The following is a 21,861-nucleotide window of genomic DNA, read 5'->3' as shown; positions in this document are numbered from 1 at the left end:
CGGCGGAAGCAATCCGGTGGCTTGCGGGGATGCCGGCCATCAACATCACATTTTGATCAGAGCCTGAGACAATTGCAGGCAGTGCTGTCAAATGCCGGCTCGCGCAATATCGGTTAGCGGCTCGATGCCGACGGGTTGGTCGCGGCGACGCGCGTCAGCGCCAACGCGGGCGTTGCCGACATCTTCACCAGCACGTCCTTGAGTGGATCCCGCGTCCAGGCGCGGGTGACATAGTCGCGATGGGTGATGCCGTCGGCGGTCTCGACGAACACCACGCTGCCGGGACGCAAGGGACCGTCCATGTCCTCGGCGACGCTGATGCCCTTCTGCCGCAGCATGCTCATCAGCTCGCGGTCGCGCCGCGCCGTGCCGCGGGTGTAGGCGCTGACGAAGAAGCCGGAGCGGTGGCTCTCGATCCAGGACGCGAACTTGTCCATCTCGCCATAGACGGCGTCGAGCAGCACGACGCCGCGGACGCGGTCGCTGATGCCGCCGACCTCCAGGCTCCACGCCGTCGGCAGGAAGCCGCCGCTATAGCCGACGACCACGATCGGCATGTTGGCGAAGGCGCGAGCGCTGTTGGGATCACCGGTGGCGCGGGCGAGGTGGTCGGCCGATTCCGCCATGAAGCGCTTGAAGCCGCCCGGCTGCCAGAACTTGCCGGCGCTGGAATCGGCGGCATCGACCGCCAATTGCGGGGCAAGCAGCACGGCATTGGCGCCGGAATCGGTGATCTGCTTCGGCACCAGCTGGCGATCACGCACGTCGCGTTCGAGCGTCGCGCCGTTGCCGTGGAAGAACACCACGATCACGCCCGGCTTGCGGACGTCGAAATGCTCGGGCACGTGCATCAGCACGCGGTTGTCATTGTAGGTCTCGTCCTGCCAGAACACGCGACCGGAATAGCTGCGGTGGCCGCGGCGATCGCCCTTGGAGATGTTGAGGAAGGGCGCGTCGGAGGCGGGGTTGGTGCCGAAATAGGGAAAGGCCGACGACTTCATGCTGACGAGGGTCGTCAGGTCGTCGCGCGGCGCGCGCTTGTAGGGGAGCTGCGGCTCGAGCGAAGCGACCTTGTAGGGGGCCTGCTCCGGCGACGGCTGCTGGACTGCGCGCTTCGGCGAGAAGTCCGACATCTGCCGTTGCAGGAAACTCTCGTTCGCCGAGGGGAAGCGCTCCCTGAATTGCGGAGCGGGGAAGCGATCCTCGAACGTGTCGCCGCTCGCGACTTGGGTATTGGTTTTGGCGACCATCTGAGTGCCGCCGTGGACATTGGCCTGCGAGTTCGCCGCGAGCGCCGCCGGGTTTGGCGCTTGGCCGCATTGAACCAGTGTCAGCGACAGCGGCACCAAGGCTGAGATCAGGCCGATCCGGAGCGCACGACCGCGCGCACCGGACGTCGTCCGGTCGGCACGCATGTCAGCTCTCGGTTTCGGAACGGCCCCGACCATCCACGCATGACCCCAAAGTCACGTCCATCGGCCTCTTCAAATGAGCCGACTGGCGTTTAGGCGACGTTAAGTGTCCGGAGAAACTTCCCCACATCCGGAACGCTCAAAAGGACCATGCAATCGTGTCCTGATTGTGGGGAAGCGGAGCGGGACTTCCCGGGTCTGACGCAGCTTTTTCATCCGGCAGCGGGAATAAGCGGTGCTGCAGTACCCGTTTCCCCCGCCTCATTTAACCCTTGTTAACCCTGCTTGAATTGACTGGGCGAAACTGCACGATGACCGGGCAGGCAAGGCGCCTGAGGCTAAGGACCCGGATGACGGCATCAGATGCGGGAACCGCACCCTGGACGAGCCGACTGCCAGGCAGCGGGACCGGGGTCTCGGTTCTGGTCGCAACCGCCATCGTCGTGGCCGACATGATCGGGGTCGGCGTCTTCACCAGCCTCGGCTTTCAGGTCAAGGACATCCCGTCCGGCTTCTCGATCCTGCTGCTGTGGACCGTGGGCGGCATCGTCGCGCTGTGTGGGGTGTTCGCCTACAGCGAGCTCGGGGCGATGTTTCCGCGCTCGAGCGGCGAGTACAATTTCCTCGGCCGTGCCTATCATCCCGCCTTCGGTTTTCTCGCCGGCTGGGTCTCGGCGACGGTGGGTTTTGCAGCGCCGGTCGCGCTGGCGGCGATGGCGTTCGGCGAATACGCGAAATCGGTCGTGCCCGATCTGCCGCCGATCCCGCTCGCGATCGCCGTGGTGTGGCTGGTCTCGCTCGTGCAACTGACCGGCGTCAGGCACTCCTCGACCTTCCAGCTGATCGCGACGATCATCAAGGTCGTGATGATCATAGCCTTCCTGGTCGCGGGCTTCGTCATCGGCGTGCCGCAGCCGATCGCCTTCACGCCGCAGCCGGGCGATCTCGCCCACATCGTCAGCGCGCCGTTCGCGATCGGGCTCGTCTTCGTGATGTATTCGTTCTCGGGCTGGAATGCCGCGACCTACATCATCGGCGAGATGAACATGCCGCAGCGGGATCTGCCGCGCGCATTGCTTTCGGGCACGCTGATCGTGCTCGTCCTGTATGTCGCGCTGAACGCGGTGTTCCTCTACTCCACGCCTGCAGGTGCGCTCGCCGGCCAGCTCGACGTCGCCAGCGTCGCCGGTAGCGCCATCTTCGGCAGTCTCGGCGGCCGTATCGTCGGCGCGATGATCTGCGTCGGCCTGATCTCCTCGATCTCTGCGATGATGTGGATCGGTCCGCGCGTGATGATGACGATGGGGGAGGACATTCCGGCGCTGCGCGTCTTCTCGAAGCGATCGACCAGCGGCGCGCCGGCCTATGCCATCCTGTTCCAACTCGCGGTCGCAAATTTGCTGCTGTTCACGCGCAGTTTCGAGGCGGTGCTCGACTTCATCCAGTTCGCACTCCTGTTCTGCTCGTTTTTCACGGTCGCCGGCGTCATCAAGCTGCGCATCACGGATCCCGATTTGCCCAGGCCCTATCGCGCCTGGGGATACCCGTTCACGCCGCTGCTGTTCCTGCTCGTGACGGGGTTCATGATGTACTACCTGTTGACCGAGCGTCCCCTGCAGTCGCTCGCGGGGATGCTCGTCATGCTCTTCGGCTTGTTGATTTATGCTGTTTTCCGCAGGCGGCCGGTCGCCGCTGGCAATTCACACGATCGCGCGTAGACATGCTTCACCCCTTTAGAATTGCGGCCGTTGCTCTCGCCCTGCTGGCTGCGGCCGTCTCGCCCGCGCATGCCGCCGAGGTGACTTTTGACGACACCGCGCGCTTCCTTGCGGGCATGCAGCCTTCGGCGGACTCGCCGCTGCTGCCGCTGACGAAGGATCCGGGCTGGCAGCGTCATGCAAAATTCTTCGACGGCGCCTTTGCCCAGCTCGAACAGCGCCAGCTCTCCAGGATTCGCGATTGGGCCGATGTCAATCTGGCCGCGCCCCGGCCGACCATGTTCTACATGTTCAGCGGCCCCGATTTCCTCTACGCCAACGCCTTCTATTCCAAGGCCAGCACCTACGTGCTCGGCGCGCTGGAGCCGGTCGGCGCCGTGCCCGATCTGACCCGGCTGCCGCGCGGCTCGGTCGGTGCCGCGCTCTACAATGTCGAGCGTTCGCTCGGCTCGATCCTGAGCTTTTCCTTCTTCATCACTAAGCAGATGAAGGTCGACCTGCGCGCCAACCAGGTCAACGGCACTTTGCCGATCCTCTATGTCTTCCTCGCGCGCTCCGGCAAGACTATCCGCAACGTCGAGATGATCGCGCTCGACGACAAGGGGGGCTTGCATGTCGGCAACGACAATCCGGGGCGTAACGCAGTGCGCGGCGTTCGCATCACCTTCGCCGGCAGCGATGGCGAAGCGCGCACGCTGTATTATTTCTCGACCGACCTCTCCAACGCCGGCGCGCGCAACACCGGATTCCTGAAATTCTGCGAGACGCTGGGGCCCGGCAACAGCCTGCTCAAGAGTGCATCCTATCTGCTGCACAAGAGCGACTTCGCGGTTGTCCGCAACTGGCTGCTCGCCAACAGCGCCACCATCATCCAGGACGATTCCGGCATTCCGCTTGCGAATTACGGCGCCCGGCAATGGCGGTTCTTCCCGTTCGGCCGCTATCTCGGGCCGATCGGGGAATTCCCCGGCCGCTACCAGGAGCGCTACGCCGAGTTGTTCACGCGGGCCCAGCCGATCGATTTCGGCGTCGGCTATCGCTGGCGGATGCATGAATCGAACTTGCTGCTGTCGGTGAGGGTGCCGGGCAGCGAGACCGCACCGGCGCCGGAGACAGTTTCGTCCGCCGAGCCGGCGCCGAAGCCGCGTCCGAAACGGCCGCGTCCTCCCGAATCCGTCCCGCCATCATCCGGACGGTCTTTCTGGTTCCGCTAGGATGCGCCGAAGCTCGACCGTCAGGTCGGGGTCTGGGCCACGACGACCAGCACTTCCGCCTTCTGCCGGCCGAGGCTCCTGACCTCGTGCGGGGTCTCGCCTGAAAAATACAGGCAGTCGCCCTTGCCGAGGGTGAGCTCCTCGCCGTCGAGCTTGATCGCGATCTTGCCGTTGATGACGAACAGTAGTTCCTCGCCCGCGTGCGAGGCACGCGTCGCCGCCTTGTGCGGCGGGCTCAGCAGGAACGGCTCCATCATCTTGCGGGTGCGGCCCGTGACCAGCGGGACCACGCCAAAGGTGTCCTGGAACAGGGGCACATTGCCGCCTTCGCGGCGGAACAGCGTGTAACGCGGTGCGGGCTCGGCGTTGGGGTCGAAGAAGTTCGCGACATTGACCTCGAGGGCCGCGGCCATCCGCAGCAGTGCGGCGAGCGAGGGGACCTTGAGATTGCGCTCGACCAGCGAAATGTAGCCGCGCGTGAGATCGCTCTGCTTCGCAAGCTGGTCCAGCGTCAGGCCCTTGGCGATCCGCGCCTGGCGGATATTGGCCCCGACTGCTGTCGCTTTGCTGACGTCAAGCACGCATGAGTCTCCCGAACGCTGAGGCTCCTTTTGCAACAGATGCGGCCGAACTGCCAGCCCGGCGCCCTGGATCGGGCGATCCGGCAGCTCGCAGGTGTATTCCAAAGGAAAACTTATGCGCGGAAATATAGAGCATGGTCGCGGATAATGTGAGCATTCTTGCTGGTATATCGCGCAAAATCGCTAAAGAATGGTGCAATTCAAGCTGCGTGCCTCGATCGTCGGCATTTGCCGCGTCTCGCGGCGTTGATTTCCAGTAGTAAACATGATCGATTTTTACCGTCCGCATTGGCCGATGGGCTCCGCGGACAAAGCCAAAAGCTTCCCCGTGGTGCCGGTGCCTTTCTGGAGAGATCGATGACCGTAGCAGACGACGTAACCCTGAACGTAGCGCCGGACGAGGCGGCGAGCTTGCGGCGGATCCTGTGGTCGAGTGTGATCGGCACCGCGGTCGAGTGGTACGACTTCCTGATTTACGGCGCGGCGACCGCGCTGGTGTTCAACAAGGTGTTCTTCGCCGCCGGCAACCCCACGCTCGCGACCATCGCGGCCTTCGGCACCTATGCCGTCGGATTCCTGGCGCGGCCGCTTGGTGCGGCGATCTTCGGTCATTACGGCGACCGGGTCGGGCGCAAGGCGATGCTCGCGGTCACCATCATGGTGATGGGGATCGGCACTTTCCTGATCGGCCTGCTTCCGACCTACCAGCAGATCGGCATCGCCGCACCGCTGCTCCTGATCGGCTTGCGCTTCCTCCAGGGCATCGGCCTCGGCGGCGAATGGGGCGGGGCGGTGCTGATGGTGGTGGAGAATTGTCCGACGCATCGTCGCGGCTTGCTCGGCAGCATGGTGCAGGTCGGCAATCCGATCGGCAATCTCGCGGCGATCGGCATGTTCGCGCTGGTAGCGAGCCTGCCGGAGAGCGACTTCATGGCCTATGGCTGGCGCATTCCGTTCCTGCTCTCGATCCTGCTGGTGGGCGTCGGCCTCTATATCCGCCTCAACATGGAGGAGACTGCGGCCTTCCGTCAGGTCCAGGCGAAGAAGGACGTTGCGAAACTGCCGGTGATCGAGATCTTCAAGCACCATCGCAGGCCGTTCTTCACGGCGGTCGGGCTGAAGATCTCGGAGATCGCCTATGCCAGCATCGGTGGGGTGTTCGTGATGTCCTACGCCACGGCCAATCTCGGCCTGTCACGCACAGTGGTGCTGAACGGCGCCTTCACGGCCTCCTTGGTCGCGCTGTTCGCCATTCCGCTGTTCGGCTGGCTGTCCGACCTGCTTGGCCGCAAGACCATGTTCTATGCGAGCTGCGCGTTCTCGGCGCTGTTTGCCTTCCCGCTGTTCTGGCTGCTCGACACCCGCGATCCCACCATTGTGATCTGCACAATCGTGGTTGCGATCACCTTCGGCCAGATGGTGATGTTCGGTATCGGCGCGCCCTGGTACTCCGAGTTGTTTTCCGCGCGACTTCGCTATAGCGGAGCCTCGCTCGGGTTTCAGGTCGGTGCCGCGATAAGCGGCGGGTTGACGCCGCTGATCGCGGCGTCTCTGATGGCATGGAGCGGCGGTGCCACCTGGCCGGTCTCGCTGCTGCTGATCGTCTGCGCTGCCATCACCGCGACCGCGACCACGTTCGCGCCGGAGATGGCGAACAAGGAACTGACCTGATCCCCGGGCGCGCCGCCTCCGGCGGCGCGCCATTGTTTCTCACAAGGATTTTGTCATGCTCGACACCACCATCGGCGCCGGGTCGGCGCAGGGCGCAACGCAACTCGGCTGGACCGGGGTGGTGCGCTTCCTTCACTTTACCCCGCGCGCGTTCCTGCCAATGCGCGCCGCGGAGGCAATCGCCCTCGTCGCCGGTCGAGGAATCGAAGGCGATCGCTACATGATCGGCAACGAAGAGGGTTTTTATTCGCACAAGCCCGAGGAGGGCCGGCAGGTCACCCTGTTCGAGCTCGAGACGCTGGTTGCGCTCAAGCGCGACGCCGGCATCGAGCTTGGCCCGGAAGAGCACCGGCGCAACGTGACGGTGGAGGGCGTGCCGCTGAACCACCTCGTCGGCCGCCGTTTCTGGCTGGGGGAGACCCTGCTGGAAGCGACGCGGTTGTCGGTGCCATGCCGGCACATCGAGGAGATCACCGGCAAGGCGATCTTCGATCCCCTGATCAACCGTTCGGGCCTCAATTGCAGGATTTTGCAAGGTGGCATCGTGAGGGTCGGCGACACCGTGCGGAACGCGGCATGACCGCGCGCCCGATCACCACGGTCAAGACGATCGTCACCGGCATCGAGGAGGCGGGAGCAGGCACAAAACTGTTCACGCTGGCCGATCCCGACCAGTGGGAACTGCCGCCGTTCAAGCCCGGTGCGCATATCGATCTGCATCTGCCGAACGGTCTCGTTCGCACCTATTCGCTGTGCAACGAGCCTGCCGATAATGCGCGCTATGTCATTGCGGTGAAGCGCGAGGCGGAGGGGCGCGGCGGTTCACGTGCGCTCCACGATGATGTCAGGGTCGGTGAGGTCATCGGCGTCTCGCTGCCGCGCGGCGGACTCGAGGCCGGAGCGGACATCGCACGCTGCGTGTTCGTGGCCGGCGGCATTGGCGTGACGCCGTTCCTGTCGATGGCGCTACACCTCGCGCGAACGAAGCAGGCCGACTTCAAGCTGCATCTGATCGTGCGCGAGGAGGTGCCGCTCGCCGCGCAGCTCGGCCCCCTGATCAAAGAGGGACGTGTCGTCGTGCATCGAACGTCCCGGACCGGGCGTCCCGATCTCGCGGCGCTCGTCGGAGAGGGCGGATCGGCGACGATGGTCGCCTGCTGCGGACCGGAAGGCATGATTGACGATTTCGAGCGGGTGACCGCCGCGTGGCCTGCGGCCAATGTTCATATCGAGCGCTTCATCGCCGCTGCGCCCGTGCTCGATCCCGACGCACAGCCCTTCACGTTGTCGCTGTCGCGCACCGGCACCGAGATCCAGGTCCGCGCCGGCCAGACCATGTTGGCGGCATTGCAGGAGGGAGGCATCGACATCGCGACCTCGTGCTGCGGCGGCATCTGCGGCGCCTGCAAGGTCGGCTGGCTCGAGGGCAAGCCGGTGCACCGCGACCGCATCCTGTCGCCGTATGAGCGCGAGCGCTATCTCATGGCTTGCGTGGCCGGATCAGATGCGGACCGGCTGGTGCTGGATCTCTGACGTCCAGCGCTACCAGTGCACGCTCTGGCTCGGCACGATAAACGCCGTCGTAGCCGGCGCGGTTGCAAGGCTCGTCGCCAGGTACCAGCCGGAGCCCAGCACGAGCGCCAGCAACGCGACGATCGCGAGCAGGTCCATGGTTCTGGGGTCATGCTGCCGCCTGGCGCCGGGCGTTGGCCCAGGCCTGACATGAAGATGTCTGACGTGAAGATGAGGGCTGATTTTCCAGCGCATTGTTGTTTCCTCCCGGGGGAGCGTCAAAACAACGCGGTAAGAAGGCTTGCGGTTCCGCTCAGGTCACCGACGCGCAAAGCACCGCAGCAATCTCACGATGCATTGACGCCGCGCCAGCGGGCGTAGCGCCATGGCAAATACCAGTGCGCGCCGGGTGGCGCGGTGAGCGGCACATTGTCGATGCCCGAGGTGCCAAACGGATTGCAGCGCAGCAAGCGGGCGAGCGTCATCCAGCCGCCCGCCCAGAGCCCGAACCGCTCGATCGCCTCGTCGCCATAGACGGAGCAGGTCGGCAGATGACGGCAATTGTAGCCGACCAGGGGCGACAGCGTGTGCCGGTAGAGCCAGATCAGCGCACGGCCGAATCTGCGCGGGAGCCGAAGCGCCCCTTCGACCGGACTGGAACAGTGCCCGCAGGCTGAATGCTTCATGTGCGATGTGCTGCGACGTTAGGCGAGGTGTTGTACGGTTCCGGCGCAGGGAACCGTAAGCTGTTGTTTGGGCGCCATATTATTCATGCTTTTTGGGAGCAGCGCAGCAAGTACCTATGGACGATCTGTATTCCCCCGGATACCATTTTTATGACGTCCATGTGTAGATTCATCGGACGCGAAACGGGGCGTGCCTGAATCGGCTTTGGCTAAGTGCTTGGGGCTTGGGGAAGGGACCAGTTTGAAAGTTCTGACGTCGCTCAATCTTCGCGGCTGGTTGCTGGTGGGAACCGCCGTCTGTGGAGTCGCGCTGGCTGGCGCCCTTGCGACATTCGGATCGTCGGCCCGCGCTGGTGCTGCTCTCGAAGAGCGCAAGCTGCCGATGAAGTTCAACTGGATCGCCTGTGAGCCGAACTGCCGCGGCTGGGTCAGCGCGGTCGGCATCATCACCGCGGACACACCGAAGGATTTCGAGGAGTTTTCCCGCGGACGCCAGCTCGGCGGCGCCACCGTGGTGCTCGATTCCAGCGGCGGTTCCGTCAACGACGCGATCACCCTCGGCCGGCGTTTCCGCAATCTCGGACTCCTGACCACGGTCGGCGTGAGTCTGCGCGGCGGGCAGTCGGCCCGTCCGGCGGTTGCGTCTGAGGCCTATTGCGAATCCATGTGCGTCTTCCTGCTGCTGGCCGGCAAGAAGCGTTACGTGCCGGAAGCTGCCCATGTCCGCGTGCACCAGATCTGGATGGGCGATCGCGCCGACGATGCCAAGGCGGCGAGCTACAGCGCGCAGGATCTGATGATCGTGGAGCGCGACATCGGCCGGCTCGCCAAATACACCTTCGACATGGGCGGTGCCGGTGACCTGCTGTCGCTCGCGCTCAGCGTGCCGCCCTGGGAAGACCTGCATGAGCTGGATTCCAGCGAACTGAAGCTCACCAATCTCGTGACGACCGACCTCGTTGCCGACGTGCTGCCGCATGTGGACAGCTCTGCGCCGGCCATGGCGCAGCTTGCGCCGAAGACGCAGGCGAGGTTCGGCGCGGAACCGGAACAGTCGCAGCCTGCCAAGTCGACCAAGACGGCGGAAGCCCTGGTGCCGACCGGCGGCGTGGCCCCACCGGCCCTGGCGACGCAGAAGTAAGCTCCTAAATCCTGGCGGTCACTGCCGGCGCGCGCGTGGCGCGAACCCGGCCTCAGCCCTGTGCCGCGGCCGGCTGCTTGGCCTCGGTCTTTGCTTTGGCTTCGATCTGGCCAATGGCGTCGACCACGGCATCGAAGGTCAGCAGCGTCGAGGCGTGCCGCGCCTTGTAGTCGCGGACCGGCTCGAGGAACTTGATCTCCTCCCATTTGCCTTCAGGAGGCGCACCGTTCTCCTTCAGCATCTTGCGAACAGTTTCGCGTAACTCACGGAGTTCGCTCGCAGTCGAGCCGACGATGCGACTTGCCATGATGGATGAAGAAGCTTGTCCGAGCGCGCAGGCCTTCACGTCATGGGCGAAGTCGGTGATCCTGTCGCCTTCCATCTTCAGGTCGACCTTCACGGTCGAGCCGCACAGCTTGGAGTGGGCGGTGGCGGTGGCGTCGGGGTCCGGCAGCCGCCCGAGGCGCGGAATATTGCCGGCCAGTTCGATGATCCGCTTGTTGTAGATGTCGTTCAGCATGTGAGGGAGTCCAACACGTCCACACCCATGTCCGGCCGGATCGGCCTTGGCGGGCGACGTCCAGGGTCCTATATAGGAGTGGAACTGGCGGAAAAACAGTCCAGCAGTGCGGTGGCGGTGATCCAGATCGGTGCTGCCCGCGTTATACCGCCAGGACCTTTTTCGCTGAAACTGTTCTCTACAGGCGTCCGGCGGCATTGCCGCCCCGTCTGCCGGTGACACTCCGGCCGCAAGGCCGTCGAACGGAGTCGACATGGACGCTACCATCAAAGCCATCCGCCCCAACAAGCCCTCCGACCGGCAGCCCGAGAGCCGCCCGGCCGAGCTTGACCCTGCCGAATTCCTCGCGGCCGCCGTGCGCGCCGATCAGCCGCGTCCCGCGCGCGCCGAGGCGGAAGCGGCGGTGAAGACGCTGCTCGCCTATATCGGCGAGAATACCGAGCGCGAGGGCCTGCTCGACACGCCGCGCCGCGTGGTCGAGGCCTTCGACGAGCTCTATCAGGGCTATCACCAGTGCCCGGCCGAGGTGCTCGACCGCACCTTTGGCGAGACCGCGGGCTATGACGATTTCGTCCTGGTGCGCGACATCGAATTCACCTCGCAATGCGAGCATCACATGATGCCGTTCTACGGCAAGGCGCACATCGCCTATACGCCGGTGGAACGCGTCGTCGGCCTGTCCAAGCTCGCGCGCCTCACCGACATCTTCGCCCGCAGGCTCCAGACCCAGGAGCATCTGACGGCCCAGATCGCGGCGGCGATCGACGAGGTCCTCAAGCCGCGCGGTGTCGCGGTGCTGATCGAGGCCGAGCATACCTGCATGTCGGTGCGCGGCGTCGCCAAGCACGGCGCCTCCACCTTCACCAGCCGCTTCACCGGCATGTTCCGCGACAATCCGGCGGAGCAGGCCCGTTTCCTGTCCCTGGTGCGAGGCCTGCAGCGCTGACCTCGCAAGTGTCTTAAGCGAGGTCGCCGTGTCCGCTCACTCCCACGAGATCGAGGAGGGTCTTGCCTTCCTCCCCAAGTTCGATGCTGCCGGTCTCGTGACGGTGGTCGCGACCGACGCCGCCACCGGTGACGTGCTCATGGTCGCGCACATGAACGACGAAGCGCTGCGCAAGACGATCGCGACCGGCGAAGCCTGGTACTTCAGCCGTTCGCGCAATGCCTTGTGGCGAAAAGGTGAGACCTCGGGTCAGACCCAGCGCGTGGTCGAGATCCGCACCGATTGCGACCAGGATGCCGTCTGGATCCGCGTCGAGCAGATCGGCGCGGCCTGCCACACCGGGCGAAGGTCGTGCTTCTATCGCAAGGTCGAAGCCGAGGGCGGCGGAGCCAGGCTCGTCTTCACCGATGCCGAGCGGCTGTTCGATCCCAGCGACGTCTATAAGAAGTAGCCCTCCGTCATTCCGGGTTCGCGATACGCGCGCCCAGGAATGGCCGAGAAGGCCGAATTAACTCCGCATTAACCATACCTGTCCCACGGTGAGACGATAGGGCGTCCGAATTGACGGCGCCGCTCAACGCCGCGCGGGGCGGGCACTTCATCATGTCGGTCGACAATTCCAGTGCCTCTCAGACGGCGGTTCTCGATCCGTCGCGGGCGCGCGTCGCCGGTGCGATCAAGCAGGCCTCGAACATCACCGGCGTCAGCTTCCAGTACATGCTGACCACCGCCAAGATGGAATCGGATTTCGATCCCGCGGCGGGCGCCACCACGTCGTCCGCGCACGGGCTCTATCAGTTCATCGACCAGACCTGGCTCGGCACGGTGAAGGAGGCGGGCCCCCAGCTGGGCTATGGCAATTATGCCAACGCGATCTCCAGGACGACCTCGGGCGGCTACACCGTCGACGATCCCGCGATGAAGCGGTCGATCATGAAGCTGCGCGACGATCCCGAGGCCGCCTCCAGCATGGCCGCGGCGCTGACGCAGTCGAACAGCTTCAAGCTGACGGGCCTGCTCGGACGCAGGCCGAGCGACAGCGAACTCTACATGGCGCATTTCATGGGCGTCGGCGGTGCCGCCAAACTGATCGCCAATGCCGAGGACAATCCGCAAGCCGTCGGCGCGCGGCTGTTTCCCAATGCGGCCTCCGCCAACCGCTCGATCTTCTACGCCAAGGACGGCCGCGCCCGTAGCGTCTCCGAAGTCTATTCGGTGCTGGACGCGCGCTATGCCAGCGCGGCCAATTCGAAAACGACCCGCAGCGCGATGGCGATGTATGGCGGCACGCCGTCGACCACCGAGGTTGCGAGCGCGACCGGCTTGCAGCCCACCGCGCCTGTCATCGACAACGCCGCCTACCTCCAGACCTTCCCGAACACGCGCGCGGTGACACCCGTCAGCGCGACATCACCGACGACGGTCGCGGACAATGCCCCGACCACGCCGGTGTTTCGTTCGATCTATCAGCCTGGCGATGCCACGCAGCCGGTCTCGACCACGGTGCAGCAATTGTGGGGCGACAACGCCTCGCTCACGTCGGTTGCATCGGCGACGCCGGATGTGCGTCCGCCGCAGCCGCTCGATCTGTTCAGCGATCGCAGCGGCACGTTCTCGAGCTAATACTCGCTCTCGTGTCCCGGACGCGCTGCAGCCTGAAACGTTGCTGCGCAGACCCAGGACCCATGCCGCGAACGCCTCTCGAAAATTCTGGGTCCCAGCTCAGCGACGCATCGCGCCGGACGATGCTTTGCATCGCCGGGAGCGCTGCGCCGCGTCCGGGACACGGCTTCCAAGCCCCTTTGTTCCCTTAACAAATCCTCAACAAAACCAGCCAGTTATGGTGAACGCTTTGTTAAGCGTCGTGGTTTATTTTGTGTTGCAGGTGACGAGCCGTCACCATTTTCGTTTGTTTGTGTAAGCCGGAAGCAGCATGATTGTTCGGCAGTTCATCAATTGGATCAGGACGGCGCCTGCCGGCGACCGGGCCGAGGCCACACGGGCGTTGGCCCGGGCCTGGCTGATCTCAGATCTTTCCCATGACGACCGCATCGCCGCCGAAGGCGCGCTTCTGATGCAGCTCGACGATCCCTCGCCGCTGGTGCGGCAGGCGATGGCTGAGGCCTTTGCGCGCAGCACGGATGCGCCGGCCTCGATCGTGCGGGCGCTGTCGGCGGACCAGCCGACCGTCGCGCTGCCCGTGCTCGAACATTCCCCGCTGCTGATCGATGCCGATCTCGTCGACATCGTCGCGACCGGCAATGACGAGGTGCAATGCGCGGTTGCCCGCCGTATCGCGCTGCCGGTCTCGGTCTGCGCCGCCATTGCCGAAGTCGGCTGCGCGGCGGCGGCGCTGGAGCTGATCGAGAATCCTCACGCGGAACTCGCGCCGTTCTCATGGCACCGCATTGTCGAGCGTCACGGCCATCTCGCTGCAATCCGAGAGGCGATGCTGGTGCTGGACGATCTGCCGGCCGCAACCCGCGCCGCGCTGGTGGCCAAACTCTCCGAGACGCTGGCGCAATTCGTCGTGGCGCGAAACTGGCTCAGCGCCGACCGCGCCGAACGCATCGCGCTCGAGGCACGCGACCGCTCCACCATGAATATCGCGGCGCGCTCGCGCGGCGAGGACATGCAGGGCCTGGTGCTTCATTTGCGCGTCACCGGCCAGCTCACCGCCGGCTTGATCCTGCGCGCGCTGCTGTCCAGCAATCTCGATTTGTTCGACGCGGCGCTGGCCGAGCTAGCCGACCTGCCGCTGGCGCGCGTCTCCGCGCTGCTGCACGACCGCGGCGGCAACAGCCTGCACGCGGTGCTCCGCCGTGCCGGGCTGCCCGAGGCGACATTCGCGGCGTTCCAGGTCGCGCTCGACGCGTGCCACGAGCAGGGCTTCGTCGACAGCGACGACGGCGCGGTGCGGCTGCGCCGGCGCATGGTCGAGCGCGTGCTCACCCATTGCGAGACCGACCGCGGGGCCACCGAACCGCTGATGGTCCTGCTGCGCCGCTTCGCCACGGAATCCGCGCGCGAGGAGGCGCGGCTGTTCTGCGACGAGCTGGTCGCGGATGATGCGATCGATGCGGAATATGACGATCTGATCGCGGCGTAACGAGCTGCCGTAGGGTGGGCAAATCAACGGCGCTCTTGCGCCGTGCCCACCACCTATCAGTATATTCGGGAATGAATCGTGGGCACGCTTCGCTTTGCCTACCCTACGAGATTGATCGTGGTGATAGAGACGGGCCTCTCGACACCGTTCTCGTAACGACGAGGAGAGAGCGGCCGACTATTCCGCCGGCACGATGCTCGGCGCCAGGATCACCTCGAGATGCTCGGGGCGGTCGCGGTTGACGTGGGCGAGATAGTCGTCGGCGACCTTGCGCAGGCGGCGGCTGAGCTCGGCGGAGACACTGATGCTGTCGAGCCTGGTATTCTCGTGCAGGATAGCGAGGATGGCGTTGATGTGGTGCGTGAACAGTTCGGCCGGGACCTTCTCGAGATCAGGCGCGTGCTCGATGACGCGGCACAGGCTCTCTGCAATTCCCGCCGCGGCCGGATAGCCGAATGTCACGGCGTCGCCCTTGATGTCGTGGGCGGCGTGGAACAGCTCGTCGCGCCGCTCCTTGGTGAAGCCGTCGTTGCGGATGGCGGCATAGGCGGCCGACAGGCGGTTGACCTCGGTCGTCATCCACTCCTTGAACTCGCCTGACAGGCTCGCGAGCGCCTGTTCGGCGCGGGCGACCGGATCGTCCGTGTCCTTTTCATCGACCCGGCGCAGAACCTTCCGCAGCGGGTTCGGCTGCGTGATGATCTGATGCGTGGCGAAGGCCGTGACCTCGATGTCCCTTGCGCTGTTCTTCGCCATGATGCCTGCCTCGCCTGAAGACGTTGCGCTAGATGGAAGAGCGGGCCTTGTCGAGCAGCGAGGGCTGCTGCAGCACCTCGTGCTTTTCGCCGACGCGGCGCTCGGGACCCATATAGGCGGAATTGGTGTTGCGGCGCCGGTCCGGCCCGAAATAGGTCTTGGTCTTGATGAAGGGGCGGGGATTGGCGACCACGTTGAGGATGCGCTGATAGAGCCCCTTGGCCGAGATCGGCTTGGCCAGGAATTCGGTGACGCCGGCATCGCGCGCCACGGTGACTCGGCGCTTTTCGGAATGGCCGGTCAGCATGATGATCGGCGCGTAAGGATTGCCCTTGGATTCCGGCTGCCGGATCATCTGCGCCAGTTCGAGGCCGTCGAAGATCGGCATCGCCCAGTCGGCGATGACGATGTCGGGCACGTAATGGCTGTACATTTCCAGCGCAGTGGCACCGTCCTCGGCCTCGTAGACTTCGCGCGCCCCGAACGAATGCAGCAGCGTCCGCAGGATGCGGCGCATATGCGGATTGTCGTCGCAGATGAGGAAGCGCAGCTTGTTGAAATCGATGCGGAACATGACGCCTGGGCCAGAGCGGTCAACCTTCGTTAACCATATCGCGGCGGGGGTTAACGAAGCGTTGCGTCCGAAGCTGCGGCGGCTGGCGGGAAGGCGGCTTCAGTAGCCGAACTGCTCGCGCAGGATCCGCTCTTCCAGGCTATGGCCGGGGTCGAACAGCATGCGCATCGAGATGCTCTTGTCGGAGAGGATCTCGACGCGCCGGACCCTGCGTACCTCCTCATGGTCGGCGACGGCCGCGACAGGGCGCTTGTCGTCCTCCAGCACCTCGATCACGACATAGGCGGTGTTGGGCAGCAGGGCGCCGCGCCAGCGCCGCGGGCGGAAGGCGCTGATCGGGGTCAGCGCCAGAAGGGCGGCGTTGATCGGCAGGATCGGGCCCTGCGCCGATAGATTGTAGGCCGTCGAGCCGGCCGGCGTCGCCACGATGATGCCGTCGGCGATCAGCTCGGGCATGCGCTCGCGCTCGTCGATCAGGATCCGGAGGTGCGCGGCCTGCGAGGTCTGCCGGAACAGGTAGACCTCGTTGATGGCGTGGTGCAGGTGGACGTGGTCGTTGATGTCGGTCGCGCGCATCAGGAGCGGATTGATCTCGGATTCATGCGCCGTCTCGAGCCGCGCGCGCAGATCGTGCGGCGAGTATTCGTTCATCAGGAAGCCGACGGTGCCGCGATGCATGCCGTAGATCGGCTTTCCAGTGTGCATGTTCTGGTGCAGCGTCTGGAGCATCAGCCCGTCGCCGCCCAGCGCGACCACGATGTCGGCCTCCTCTAGGTCGCAATTGCCATAGTCCCTGGTGAGCTGGCCGAAGGCGGCCTGCGCCTCGCTGCTCGGGCTGGCGACAAAGGCGATCCGGTCGTAGCGCGCTGGCTTGGTCATGGCTTCCGGGCAGGGCCGCTGGCTCGAGAAAGTTCCGCCGGGCTCGTCTATACACCCGGGCCTGCATTGTCGAGGATGACCGGGTCTCAGGGCAAACGGCTGATTGTCGACCCGGAGAACAAAACGGGTTGATTTGAGCCAGCCCCGGCGGCGCCATCGGACCGATGATCCCGCAAACCGTCGCAATTCCTCGCTAGCTTGGATGCGCGCCGGCTGTGACAGTCGGGCAGGGAGACCGATCATGCTCACGATCTTGCCGAGGCTGCGACGAACCGGGCTGGTGCTGGCCGTGTCCGCGATCGCGCTCACAAGCGTTGCGCGCGCGGAAGATGCGCCGCAGCCGCGTTCGGAGGCGGCATCACCGGCGGCACAGAAGGGTGGGCGCGCAGGCAGCGCTCAAAGCGCGACGCAGGCCTCGCCGTCCGCGGCCGAGCCGCACCGTCTCCCGCCGGATTCAACCACGAAGCAGACGCTGGATCTGCCCGGCCGCAGCCTCAACTTCACCGCGACGGCCGGCTCCATCCGGGTGTTCGACGGCAAGGGCGAGCCGCTGGCCGACATCGCCTACACGTCCTATCAGCTCGACGGCGCCGACCGGGCCACACGCCCGGTCACGTTCCTGTTCAACGGCGGGCCCGGCGCGTCCTCGGCGTGGCTCCAGTTCGGGGCTGCCGGTCCGTGGCGGCTGCCACTCGACGGCGAAGCGCTGTCGCCGTCAGCCTCGCCCGAGGTGAAGCCGAACGCGGAGACCTGGCTCGATTTCACCGATCTCGTTTTCATCGACCCCGTCGGCACCGGCTACAGCCGCTTCATCGCGAGCGGCGAGGAGGCGCGCAAGTCGTTCTATTCGGTCGATGGCGACGCCAACAGCATCGCGCTGGTGATCCGCCGCTGGCTCGAGAAGCACGACCGGCTGACCTCGCCGAAATACGTCGCGGGCGAGAGCTATGGCGGCATTCGCGGACCGAAGGTCGTGCGCCAGTTGCAGATCCAGCACGGCGTCGGCGTCAAGGGCCTGATCCTGGTGTCGCCGCTGTTGGATTTCCGCGAGTTCACCGGCACCAGCCTCCTGCAATATGTCGCGACGCTGCCGAGCTATGTGGCGGTGTCGCGCGAAGCCAAAGGACCGGTCAAGCGCGCCGATCTCGCCGACGTCGAGGCCTACGCGCGCGGCGAATTCCTGACCGACCTCGTCAAGGGCGAGGCGGACAAGGAGGCGACCAATCGTCTCGCCGACAAGGTCGCCGCGCTGACCGGCATCGACCAGGCGGTGAGCCGCAGGCTCGCCGGCCGTTTCGACGTCGGCGAATTCCGCCGCGAATTCGACCGCAAGAACGGCAAGATCACGGGACGCTACGACGCCTCCGTGCGCGGCTTCGATCCCTATCCGGATTCGAGCAGCTCGCGCTTCGGCGACCCCTCGGGCGATGCGCTGCAGGCGCCGCTGACCAGCGCAGCGGTCGACGTGCTCACGCGCAAGCTCAACTGGCGGCCTGACGGCTCCTACGAAGTCTTGAACGGCGCCGTGGAAGGTCACTGGGATTTCGGCCGTGGCATCAACCCGCCGCAATCGGTGTCCGATCTGCGCCAGATCCTCGCCACCGATGCCAAGCTGAACGTGCTGGTCGGGCACGGCCTGTTCGACCTTGCGACGCCCTATTTCGGCACCAAGCGGGTGCTCGATCAGATGCCGGCCTTCGCGACCCAGCGCGTGAAGTTGGTCGTCTATCCCGGCGGCCACATGTTCTATTCGCAAGGCGGCTCGCGGCAGGCGTTTCGCAGCGAGGTCGAGGCGCTGATCAGGGAGTAGGCCGGCGCTTGCGTGGCTTGTACCGACGGGCGATCTCTTTCGCGACGACGCCTGCAGGCTTGACGTTGGCGCCCGCGATCCAGATGTCGCTGATCCTCCCGCGCTTGTCGCGGATCCGGCGCACGGGCTCGCCATGGCTGGAATAGCCGGCAGCCCAGGCGATCTTGCCGGTGTCGCGGCCGGTGACCTCGATCTCGGCGGCATCCATGAACGGATTGATGAATTGCGGATTGGCGACGAGCACGCGGTTGCCCGCGGGCACGAGGTCGGTCGCGCCCCAGATCGTCCACCAGCGGCCGGTCCAGTCGCGCAGGCGGCGGTCGGCCGCGCCGCGCGTCTTGAACACGCGCAGGATCTGCATCGCGCCGTCCATCCAGAACGGCGCCCCACCGTCGATGGAGTTGCTGAGGATGCTGATCGTAAGCTCGCAAGCGGGAATGGCGCAGGTCCGGGAGATGTAGCCCTGGAAGCCGCCGCTATGGCCGAACCAGTCCCAGCCATCGGTCTTGCCGGCGTTGACGCCCAGGCCGTAATAGGCCTCGAAGCTTTGCGGGATGCGCCAGTGATGCCGCGTCATCTCGCGGCGGCTAGCGACCGAGAGCACGCTCTTCTTCGCATTGGGCGCAAGCTGCGCGAAGAAGCGCGCGGTGTCGGCGGCAGTGGCGGCGAAGCCGGTGGCTGACGCCATCGCCTGTGTGGGATTGTCGCCGGGGATCACGCAGCGCACGCCGAGCGGCAGCCGCCGCGTGTGGCCGCGCGCGAACGGCGCGCCCTTGGGGAGCGGCGCATCCGGCGCGGTCTCGCGCAGGCCGGCGGCCTCGATGATCTCGCGCTTGATCCAGGCCGGGTAGGGTTCTTTCGTTACGGCTTCGATGACGAGGCCGAGCAGGCCGAAGCCGTGATTGGAATATTTGAAGCGGATGCCGGGCTCGATCGCGGTCTGCAGCTGCAATTCCGCGAGCAGCTCCTTGGCGTCGAGATAGGGACGGCGGTCGATGAACTGGCCGGAATCGGCGCCGTCGCGCGTCAGCCCGGCGCTGTGCGACAGCACCTGCGCGAGCGTCGTCTCGGCGACGCGCGGATCGAGGCCGCCGACATATTGGCCGATCGTGTCGTCGAGCCGGAGCTTGCGTTGTTCGCGCAGCTTCATGATGCCGGCCGAGGTGAAGCTCTTGGAATGAGAAGCGATGCGGAAGCGGTGGCGCGGGGTGAGCTTCTCGCCGGTGTCGAGATTGGCGAGGCCGAACGCATGCTCGGCGACGATTTCGCCGCGATGGGCGAAGGCGACGATGACGCCTGGCTGTTGGATCGTCGTCAGTTGGAATTCGATCCAGGAGCCGATGTAGTCGATCGCGGATCGCAGCCACGGGTCCATTGCACACCAATTTGCTGGGAAAATCGATGCGAGAGGCTAGCCGAGAAAGCCGAACGGGCACAACCGAAAGGTTGTGCCCGTTCGCGAGGTTGAAGATGCGATTCTCAGTAGACGAGCGTCGCGCCGGTCGGCTTGTCGAGCGCCGTGGCAAGCGAGCGATACTCGGAGCTGTCGGTGCCGGCGAGCGAGGCGATCTTGTTCAGATGATACTGCGCCTGTTCGCGGTTGCCCTGCTCGAGCTGCCAGAGGCCGTAATACTGCCAGGTGCGGACGTGGTTCGGATCGTCCTTCAGCGCCAGCTCGTAATAGACCTTCGACGACTGGTAGTCGCCGAGCTTGCGATAGGAGTAGCCGATCAAATTGGCGACGTCGGCGACGTCGTCGCGCTTGAGGGACTTCAACTGACCGATCGCGCCGCTGTAGTCGTGGTTGTCGTAGATCGCCGTGTAGGCTGTGCGATAGGCGGCGAGGAATTTGGGATCGCTGACGGAAGAGCTCTTCTTCTTGCCCTTCTTGGATGAGGAGTCCGACTTCGGCGGCGACGAGGGCTCGTCACTGCCGGCGGCATAGGCGCTGGACAGCACCGGCGCGGCCGCCAGCGACATGGCGACCAATCCCGGCACGACAAGCATTGAGAGTTTGCGCATCTGAATTCTCCCGTATGGAACGTGGCGATCCTACACGATTGCCCGAAGACCTGAACACCCGTCTGCCGAAAACATTCCCGCTTCGCACGATCCATTCGCCCGGCACGGATGACAAACGCGTCATCGAGATGAACGGGAGCCTGCAAGGGGCTTCAGATCGGGTTCACCGCGCCGTCCCTAGGCTCCACCCATGATCGAAGGGTGGCGAGAGGGCGCCGCCTCGAGATCCTTCCAAGAGGAGACCTGCCATGTTGAAGACCATTTCCGCAGCCTTGCTCGCCGCTTCCGTGATCGCAGCCCCGGCCTTCGCTGCCGAGGCCGGCAAGACCACCACGGCCCCGGTGATCAAGGCCGACCAGAGCCAGACCAAGGCCTCGACCACCGCCGCGAAACCGGACGCCGCCATCAAGGCCGATGCCAAGATCGATGCCAAGACCGACACGAAGGCTGGCGACGTCAAGCCCGCCGACGTCAAGGCGGACGCCAAGGTCGACACCAAGTCGAAGGCGATGAATGCCAACGCCGCGGTCACCGCCGACGAGCACAAGACCGTGCACACCCATCGCCACCACCGCAAGCATCTGTCGGCGAAGAAGCTGAAGGCTCAGCCTGACGCGACCAAGCCGCTGTCCACCGAGAAGCGCAGCTAACGGTTGATCCTTACGCGGCGGCATCCATTGCCCGCCGCCGGGTGAGGACTTCAGGCCCGGCCGGCGTCCGTGCGAAAGCGCGGGCACCGGCCGCGGTGCGTTGCGCAGCAAGGCCTGCCGGCAGGACCGAATTCCCTTTGCGCGACCTTGCGGCTAGAACGTCCCTCGAGTCTGTTCGAGCGGGAGCGGGACCTGTGGGCCGATTGGCGAAACGTGCGGCGAGCTTGGCATCGGTCCTGGTATTGCCGCTGATGCTCGCGGCATGTTTCGGCAGTGACGGCGACCGTCCGACCATCATCGGTGGACCGCAAGCCGGAGGGCCGCAGCCGTTTCCCGACAATTTCCGCGGCGACATCCTGGCGCTGATGCGCACCTATTTGAACAACCCGGTCGGCGTGCGCGAGGCCAGCATGGCCGAGCCGGTCCAGCGCGAGGTCGGCGGCCGGCAGTTCTACGTGAGCTGTCTCCACTTCACCCCGCGCGAGACCGACGGCAGCTACAAGGCCATGCGGGAGCGCGCTGTGATCTTCGTGAACGGACGGGCGGACCGCGTCGTGGACCGGACGAGCGACCTCTGCGCCGGCGCGGTTTACGTACCCTTTCCGGAACTCGAAAAGATGACGCGGTAGCGCAAAGCCCGCTTTCATCTCGGGGTGCTAG

23 protein-coding genes are annotated in these 21,861 nt (G+C 65.2%); 13 read left to right on the top strand and 10 right to left on the bottom strand.

Translation table 11 applies throughout. The features are described 5' to 3' along the window. Positions 1–113 precede the first annotated feature (113 nt). Entirely contained in the window at positions 114–1,415 is a 1,302-nt protein-coding gene (locus CIT39_RS21920; RefSeq protein ID WP_244607427.1) for an alpha/beta hydrolase, read from the bottom strand. A 347-nt stretch (positions 1,416–1,762) separates the two neighbouring features. Between CIT39_RS21920 and CIT39_RS21915 the strand changes: the two genes are divergently transcribed. Both CIT39_RS21915 and CIT39_RS21910 read left to right on the top strand, forming a co-directional pair. Beyond that, on the top strand, positions 1,763–3,130 hold the full coding sequence (locus CIT39_RS21915; protein ID WP_094972101.1) for an APC family permease: 1,368 nt from the start codon (positions 1,763–1,765) through the stop codon (positions 3,128–3,130). A gap of 2 nt (positions 3,131–3,132) precedes the next feature. Beyond that, positions 3,133–4,344 (top strand): hypothetical protein, encoded by a 1,212-nt coding sequence (locus CIT39_RS21910; protein ID WP_094972100.1) that lies wholly within the window; start codon positions 3,133–3,135, stop codon positions 4,342–4,344. A 20-nt stretch (positions 4,345–4,364) separates the two neighbouring features. On the opposite strand, the gene CIT39_RS21905 is transcribed toward CIT39_RS21910, so the two are convergent. Further along, entirely contained in the window at positions 4,365–4,925 is a 561-nt protein-coding gene (locus tag CIT39_RS21905; RefSeq protein WP_094972507.1) for a helix-turn-helix domain-containing protein, read from the bottom strand. 357 nt (positions 4,926–5,282) lie between these two features. On the opposite strand from CIT39_RS21905, the gene CIT39_RS21900 reads away from it, so the two are divergent. Genes CIT39_RS21900 through CIT39_RS21890 form a run of 3 tightly spaced genes read left to right on the top strand, consistent with a single transcriptional unit; the run spans position 5,283 to position 8,129 of the window. Further along, positions 5,283–6,596, top strand: a complete 1,314-nt coding sequence (locus CIT39_RS21900; RefSeq protein WP_094972099.1) for an MFS transporter — start codon at positions 5,283–5,285, stop codon at positions 6,594–6,596. Positions 6,597–6,651: 55 nt separating this feature from the next. Next, complete coding sequence (locus CIT39_RS21895; protein ID WP_094972098.1) at positions 6,652–7,176, top strand: MOSC domain-containing protein; 525 nt, start codon at positions 6,652–6,654, stop codon at positions 7,174–7,176. After that, positions 7,173–8,129 carry a PDR/VanB family oxidoreductase gene (locus CIT39_RS21890; protein ID WP_094972097.1) on the top strand — a complete coding sequence of 319 codons (957 nt, stop codon included), beginning with the start codon at positions 7,173–7,175 and terminating at the stop codon, positions 8,127–8,129. Before CIT39_RS21895 ends, CIT39_RS21890 begins: the two co-directional genes overlap by 4 nt. Positions 8,130–8,138: 9 nt before the next feature. Here the strand turns inward: CIT39_RS21890 and CIT39_RS21885 are convergent, their stop codons facing one another. Together CIT39_RS21885 and yidD are read right to left on the bottom strand one after the other, a co-directional pair. After that, complete coding sequence (locus CIT39_RS21885; RefSeq protein WP_094972096.1) at positions 8,139–8,363, bottom strand: hypothetical protein; 225 nt, start codon at positions 8,361–8,363, stop codon at positions 8,139–8,141. A gap of 92 nt (positions 8,364–8,455) precedes the next feature. Then, complete coding sequence (yidD, locus tag CIT39_RS21880) at positions 8,456–8,794, bottom strand: membrane protein insertion efficiency factor YidD (RefSeq protein ID WP_094972095.1); 339 nt, start codon at positions 8,792–8,794, stop codon at positions 8,456–8,458. Between the two features lie 241 nt (positions 8,795–9,035). On the opposite strand from yidD, the gene CIT39_RS21875 reads away from it, so the two are divergent. Next, on the top strand, positions 9,036–9,935 hold the full coding sequence (locus CIT39_RS21875) for a COG3904 family protein (protein WP_162308611.1): 900 nt from the start codon (positions 9,036–9,038) through the stop codon (positions 9,933–9,935). Between the two features lie 52 nt (positions 9,936–9,987). On the opposite strand, the gene CIT39_RS21870 is transcribed toward CIT39_RS21875, so the two are convergent. Next, positions 9,988–10,455, bottom strand: a complete 468-nt coding sequence (locus CIT39_RS21870) for an iron-sulfur cluster assembly scaffold protein (RefSeq protein WP_094972094.1) — start codon at positions 10,453–10,455, stop codon at positions 9,988–9,990. Between the two features lie 253 nt (positions 10,456–10,708). Between CIT39_RS21870 and folE the strand changes: the two genes are divergently transcribed. The 4 genes from folE (at position 10,709) to CIT39_RS21850 (ending at position 14,510) form a co-directional block, all read left to right on the top strand. Next, the gene (gene folE / locus CIT39_RS21865) at positions 10,709–11,401 is read left to right on the top strand and encodes a GTP cyclohydrolase I FolE (protein ID WP_094972093.1); all 693 of its coding nucleotides are present in this window, start codon (positions 10,709–10,711) and stop codon (positions 11,399–11,401) included. A gap of 28 nt (positions 11,402–11,429) precedes the next feature. Then, positions 11,430–11,852, top strand: a complete 423-nt coding sequence (gene hisI, locus CIT39_RS21860) for a phosphoribosyl-AMP cyclohydrolase (RefSeq protein ID WP_094972092.1) — start codon at positions 11,430–11,432, stop codon at positions 11,850–11,852. A gap of 110 nt (positions 11,853–11,962) precedes the next feature. Further along, on the top strand, positions 11,963–13,024 hold the full coding sequence (locus tag CIT39_RS21855) for a transglycosylase (RefSeq protein ID WP_094972091.1): 1,062 nt from the start codon (positions 11,963–11,965) through the stop codon (positions 13,022–13,024). 310 nt (positions 13,025–13,334) lie between these two features. Then, a complete protein-coding gene (locus CIT39_RS21850) occupies positions 13,335–14,510 on the top strand; it encodes a DUF2336 domain-containing protein (RefSeq protein WP_094972090.1) in 1,176 nt (391 codons plus the stop codon). A 177-nt stretch (positions 14,511–14,687) separates the two neighbouring features. Here the strand turns inward: CIT39_RS21850 and CIT39_RS21845 are convergent, their stop codons facing one another. The 3 genes from CIT39_RS21845 to CIT39_RS21835 all read right to left on the bottom strand — a co-directional run bounded on the left by CIT39_RS21845 (position 14,688) and on the right by CIT39_RS21835 (position 16,719). Continuing rightward, positions 14,688–15,266: an Hpt domain-containing protein gene (locus CIT39_RS21845; RefSeq protein ID WP_094972089.1), complete on the bottom strand. Its 579-nt coding sequence runs from the start codon at positions 15,264–15,266 to the stop codon at positions 14,688–14,690. Between the two features lie 28 nt (positions 15,267–15,294). Further along, the gene (locus CIT39_RS21840) at positions 15,295–15,840 is read right to left on the bottom strand and encodes a response regulator (protein ID WP_094972088.1); all 546 of its coding nucleotides are present in this window, start codon (positions 15,838–15,840) and stop codon (positions 15,295–15,297) included. 99 nt (positions 15,841–15,939) lie between these two features. Next, positions 15,940–16,719 carry an NAD kinase gene (locus CIT39_RS21835; protein WP_094972087.1) on the bottom strand — a complete coding sequence of 260 codons (780 nt, stop codon included), beginning with the start codon at positions 16,717–16,719 and terminating at the stop codon, positions 15,940–15,942. 241 nt (positions 16,720–16,960) lie between these two features. Between CIT39_RS21835 and CIT39_RS21830 the strand changes: the two genes are divergently transcribed. After that, positions 16,961–18,529: a S10 family peptidase gene (locus CIT39_RS21830; protein ID WP_094972086.1), complete on the top strand. Its 1,569-nt coding sequence runs from the start codon at positions 16,961–16,963 to the stop codon at positions 18,527–18,529. Here CIT39_RS21830 and CIT39_RS21825 read toward each other — a convergent pair. Both CIT39_RS21825 and CIT39_RS21820 read right to left on the bottom strand, forming a co-directional pair. Then, entirely contained in the window at positions 18,519–19,904 is a 1,386-nt protein-coding gene (locus tag CIT39_RS21825; protein ID WP_094972085.1) for a serine hydrolase domain-containing protein, read from the bottom strand. The two genes, CIT39_RS21830 and CIT39_RS21825, sit on opposite strands and share 11 nt — an antisense overlap. A 104-nt stretch (positions 19,905–20,008) precedes the next feature. Next, positions 20,009–20,551, bottom strand: coding sequence for a tetratricopeptide repeat protein (locus tag CIT39_RS21820; RefSeq protein WP_094972084.1), 543 nt, complete (start codon positions 20,549–20,551; stop codon positions 20,009–20,011). Positions 20,552–20,799: 248 nt separating this feature from the next. Between CIT39_RS21820 and CIT39_RS21815 the strand changes: the two genes are divergently transcribed. Next, a complete protein-coding gene (locus CIT39_RS21815) occupies positions 20,800–21,201 on the top strand; it encodes a His-rich protein BRANT (RefSeq protein WP_094972083.1) in 402 nt (133 codons plus the stop codon). 251 nt (positions 21,202–21,452) lie between these two features. After that, complete coding sequence (locus CIT39_RS21810; RefSeq protein ID WP_094972505.1) at positions 21,453–21,830, top strand: hypothetical protein; 378 nt, start codon at positions 21,453–21,455, stop codon at positions 21,828–21,830. Positions 21,831–21,861: the final 31 nt, after the last annotated feature.

Source organism: Bradyrhizobium symbiodeficiens, from assembly GCF_002266465.3.
GTDB lineage: Bacteria > Pseudomonadota > Alphaproteobacteria > Rhizobiales > Xanthobacteraceae > Bradyrhizobium > Bradyrhizobium symbiodeficiens.
Note: the sequence above shows the minus strand (reverse complement) of the source record. Positions and strands in the feature narration are given on the sequence as shown.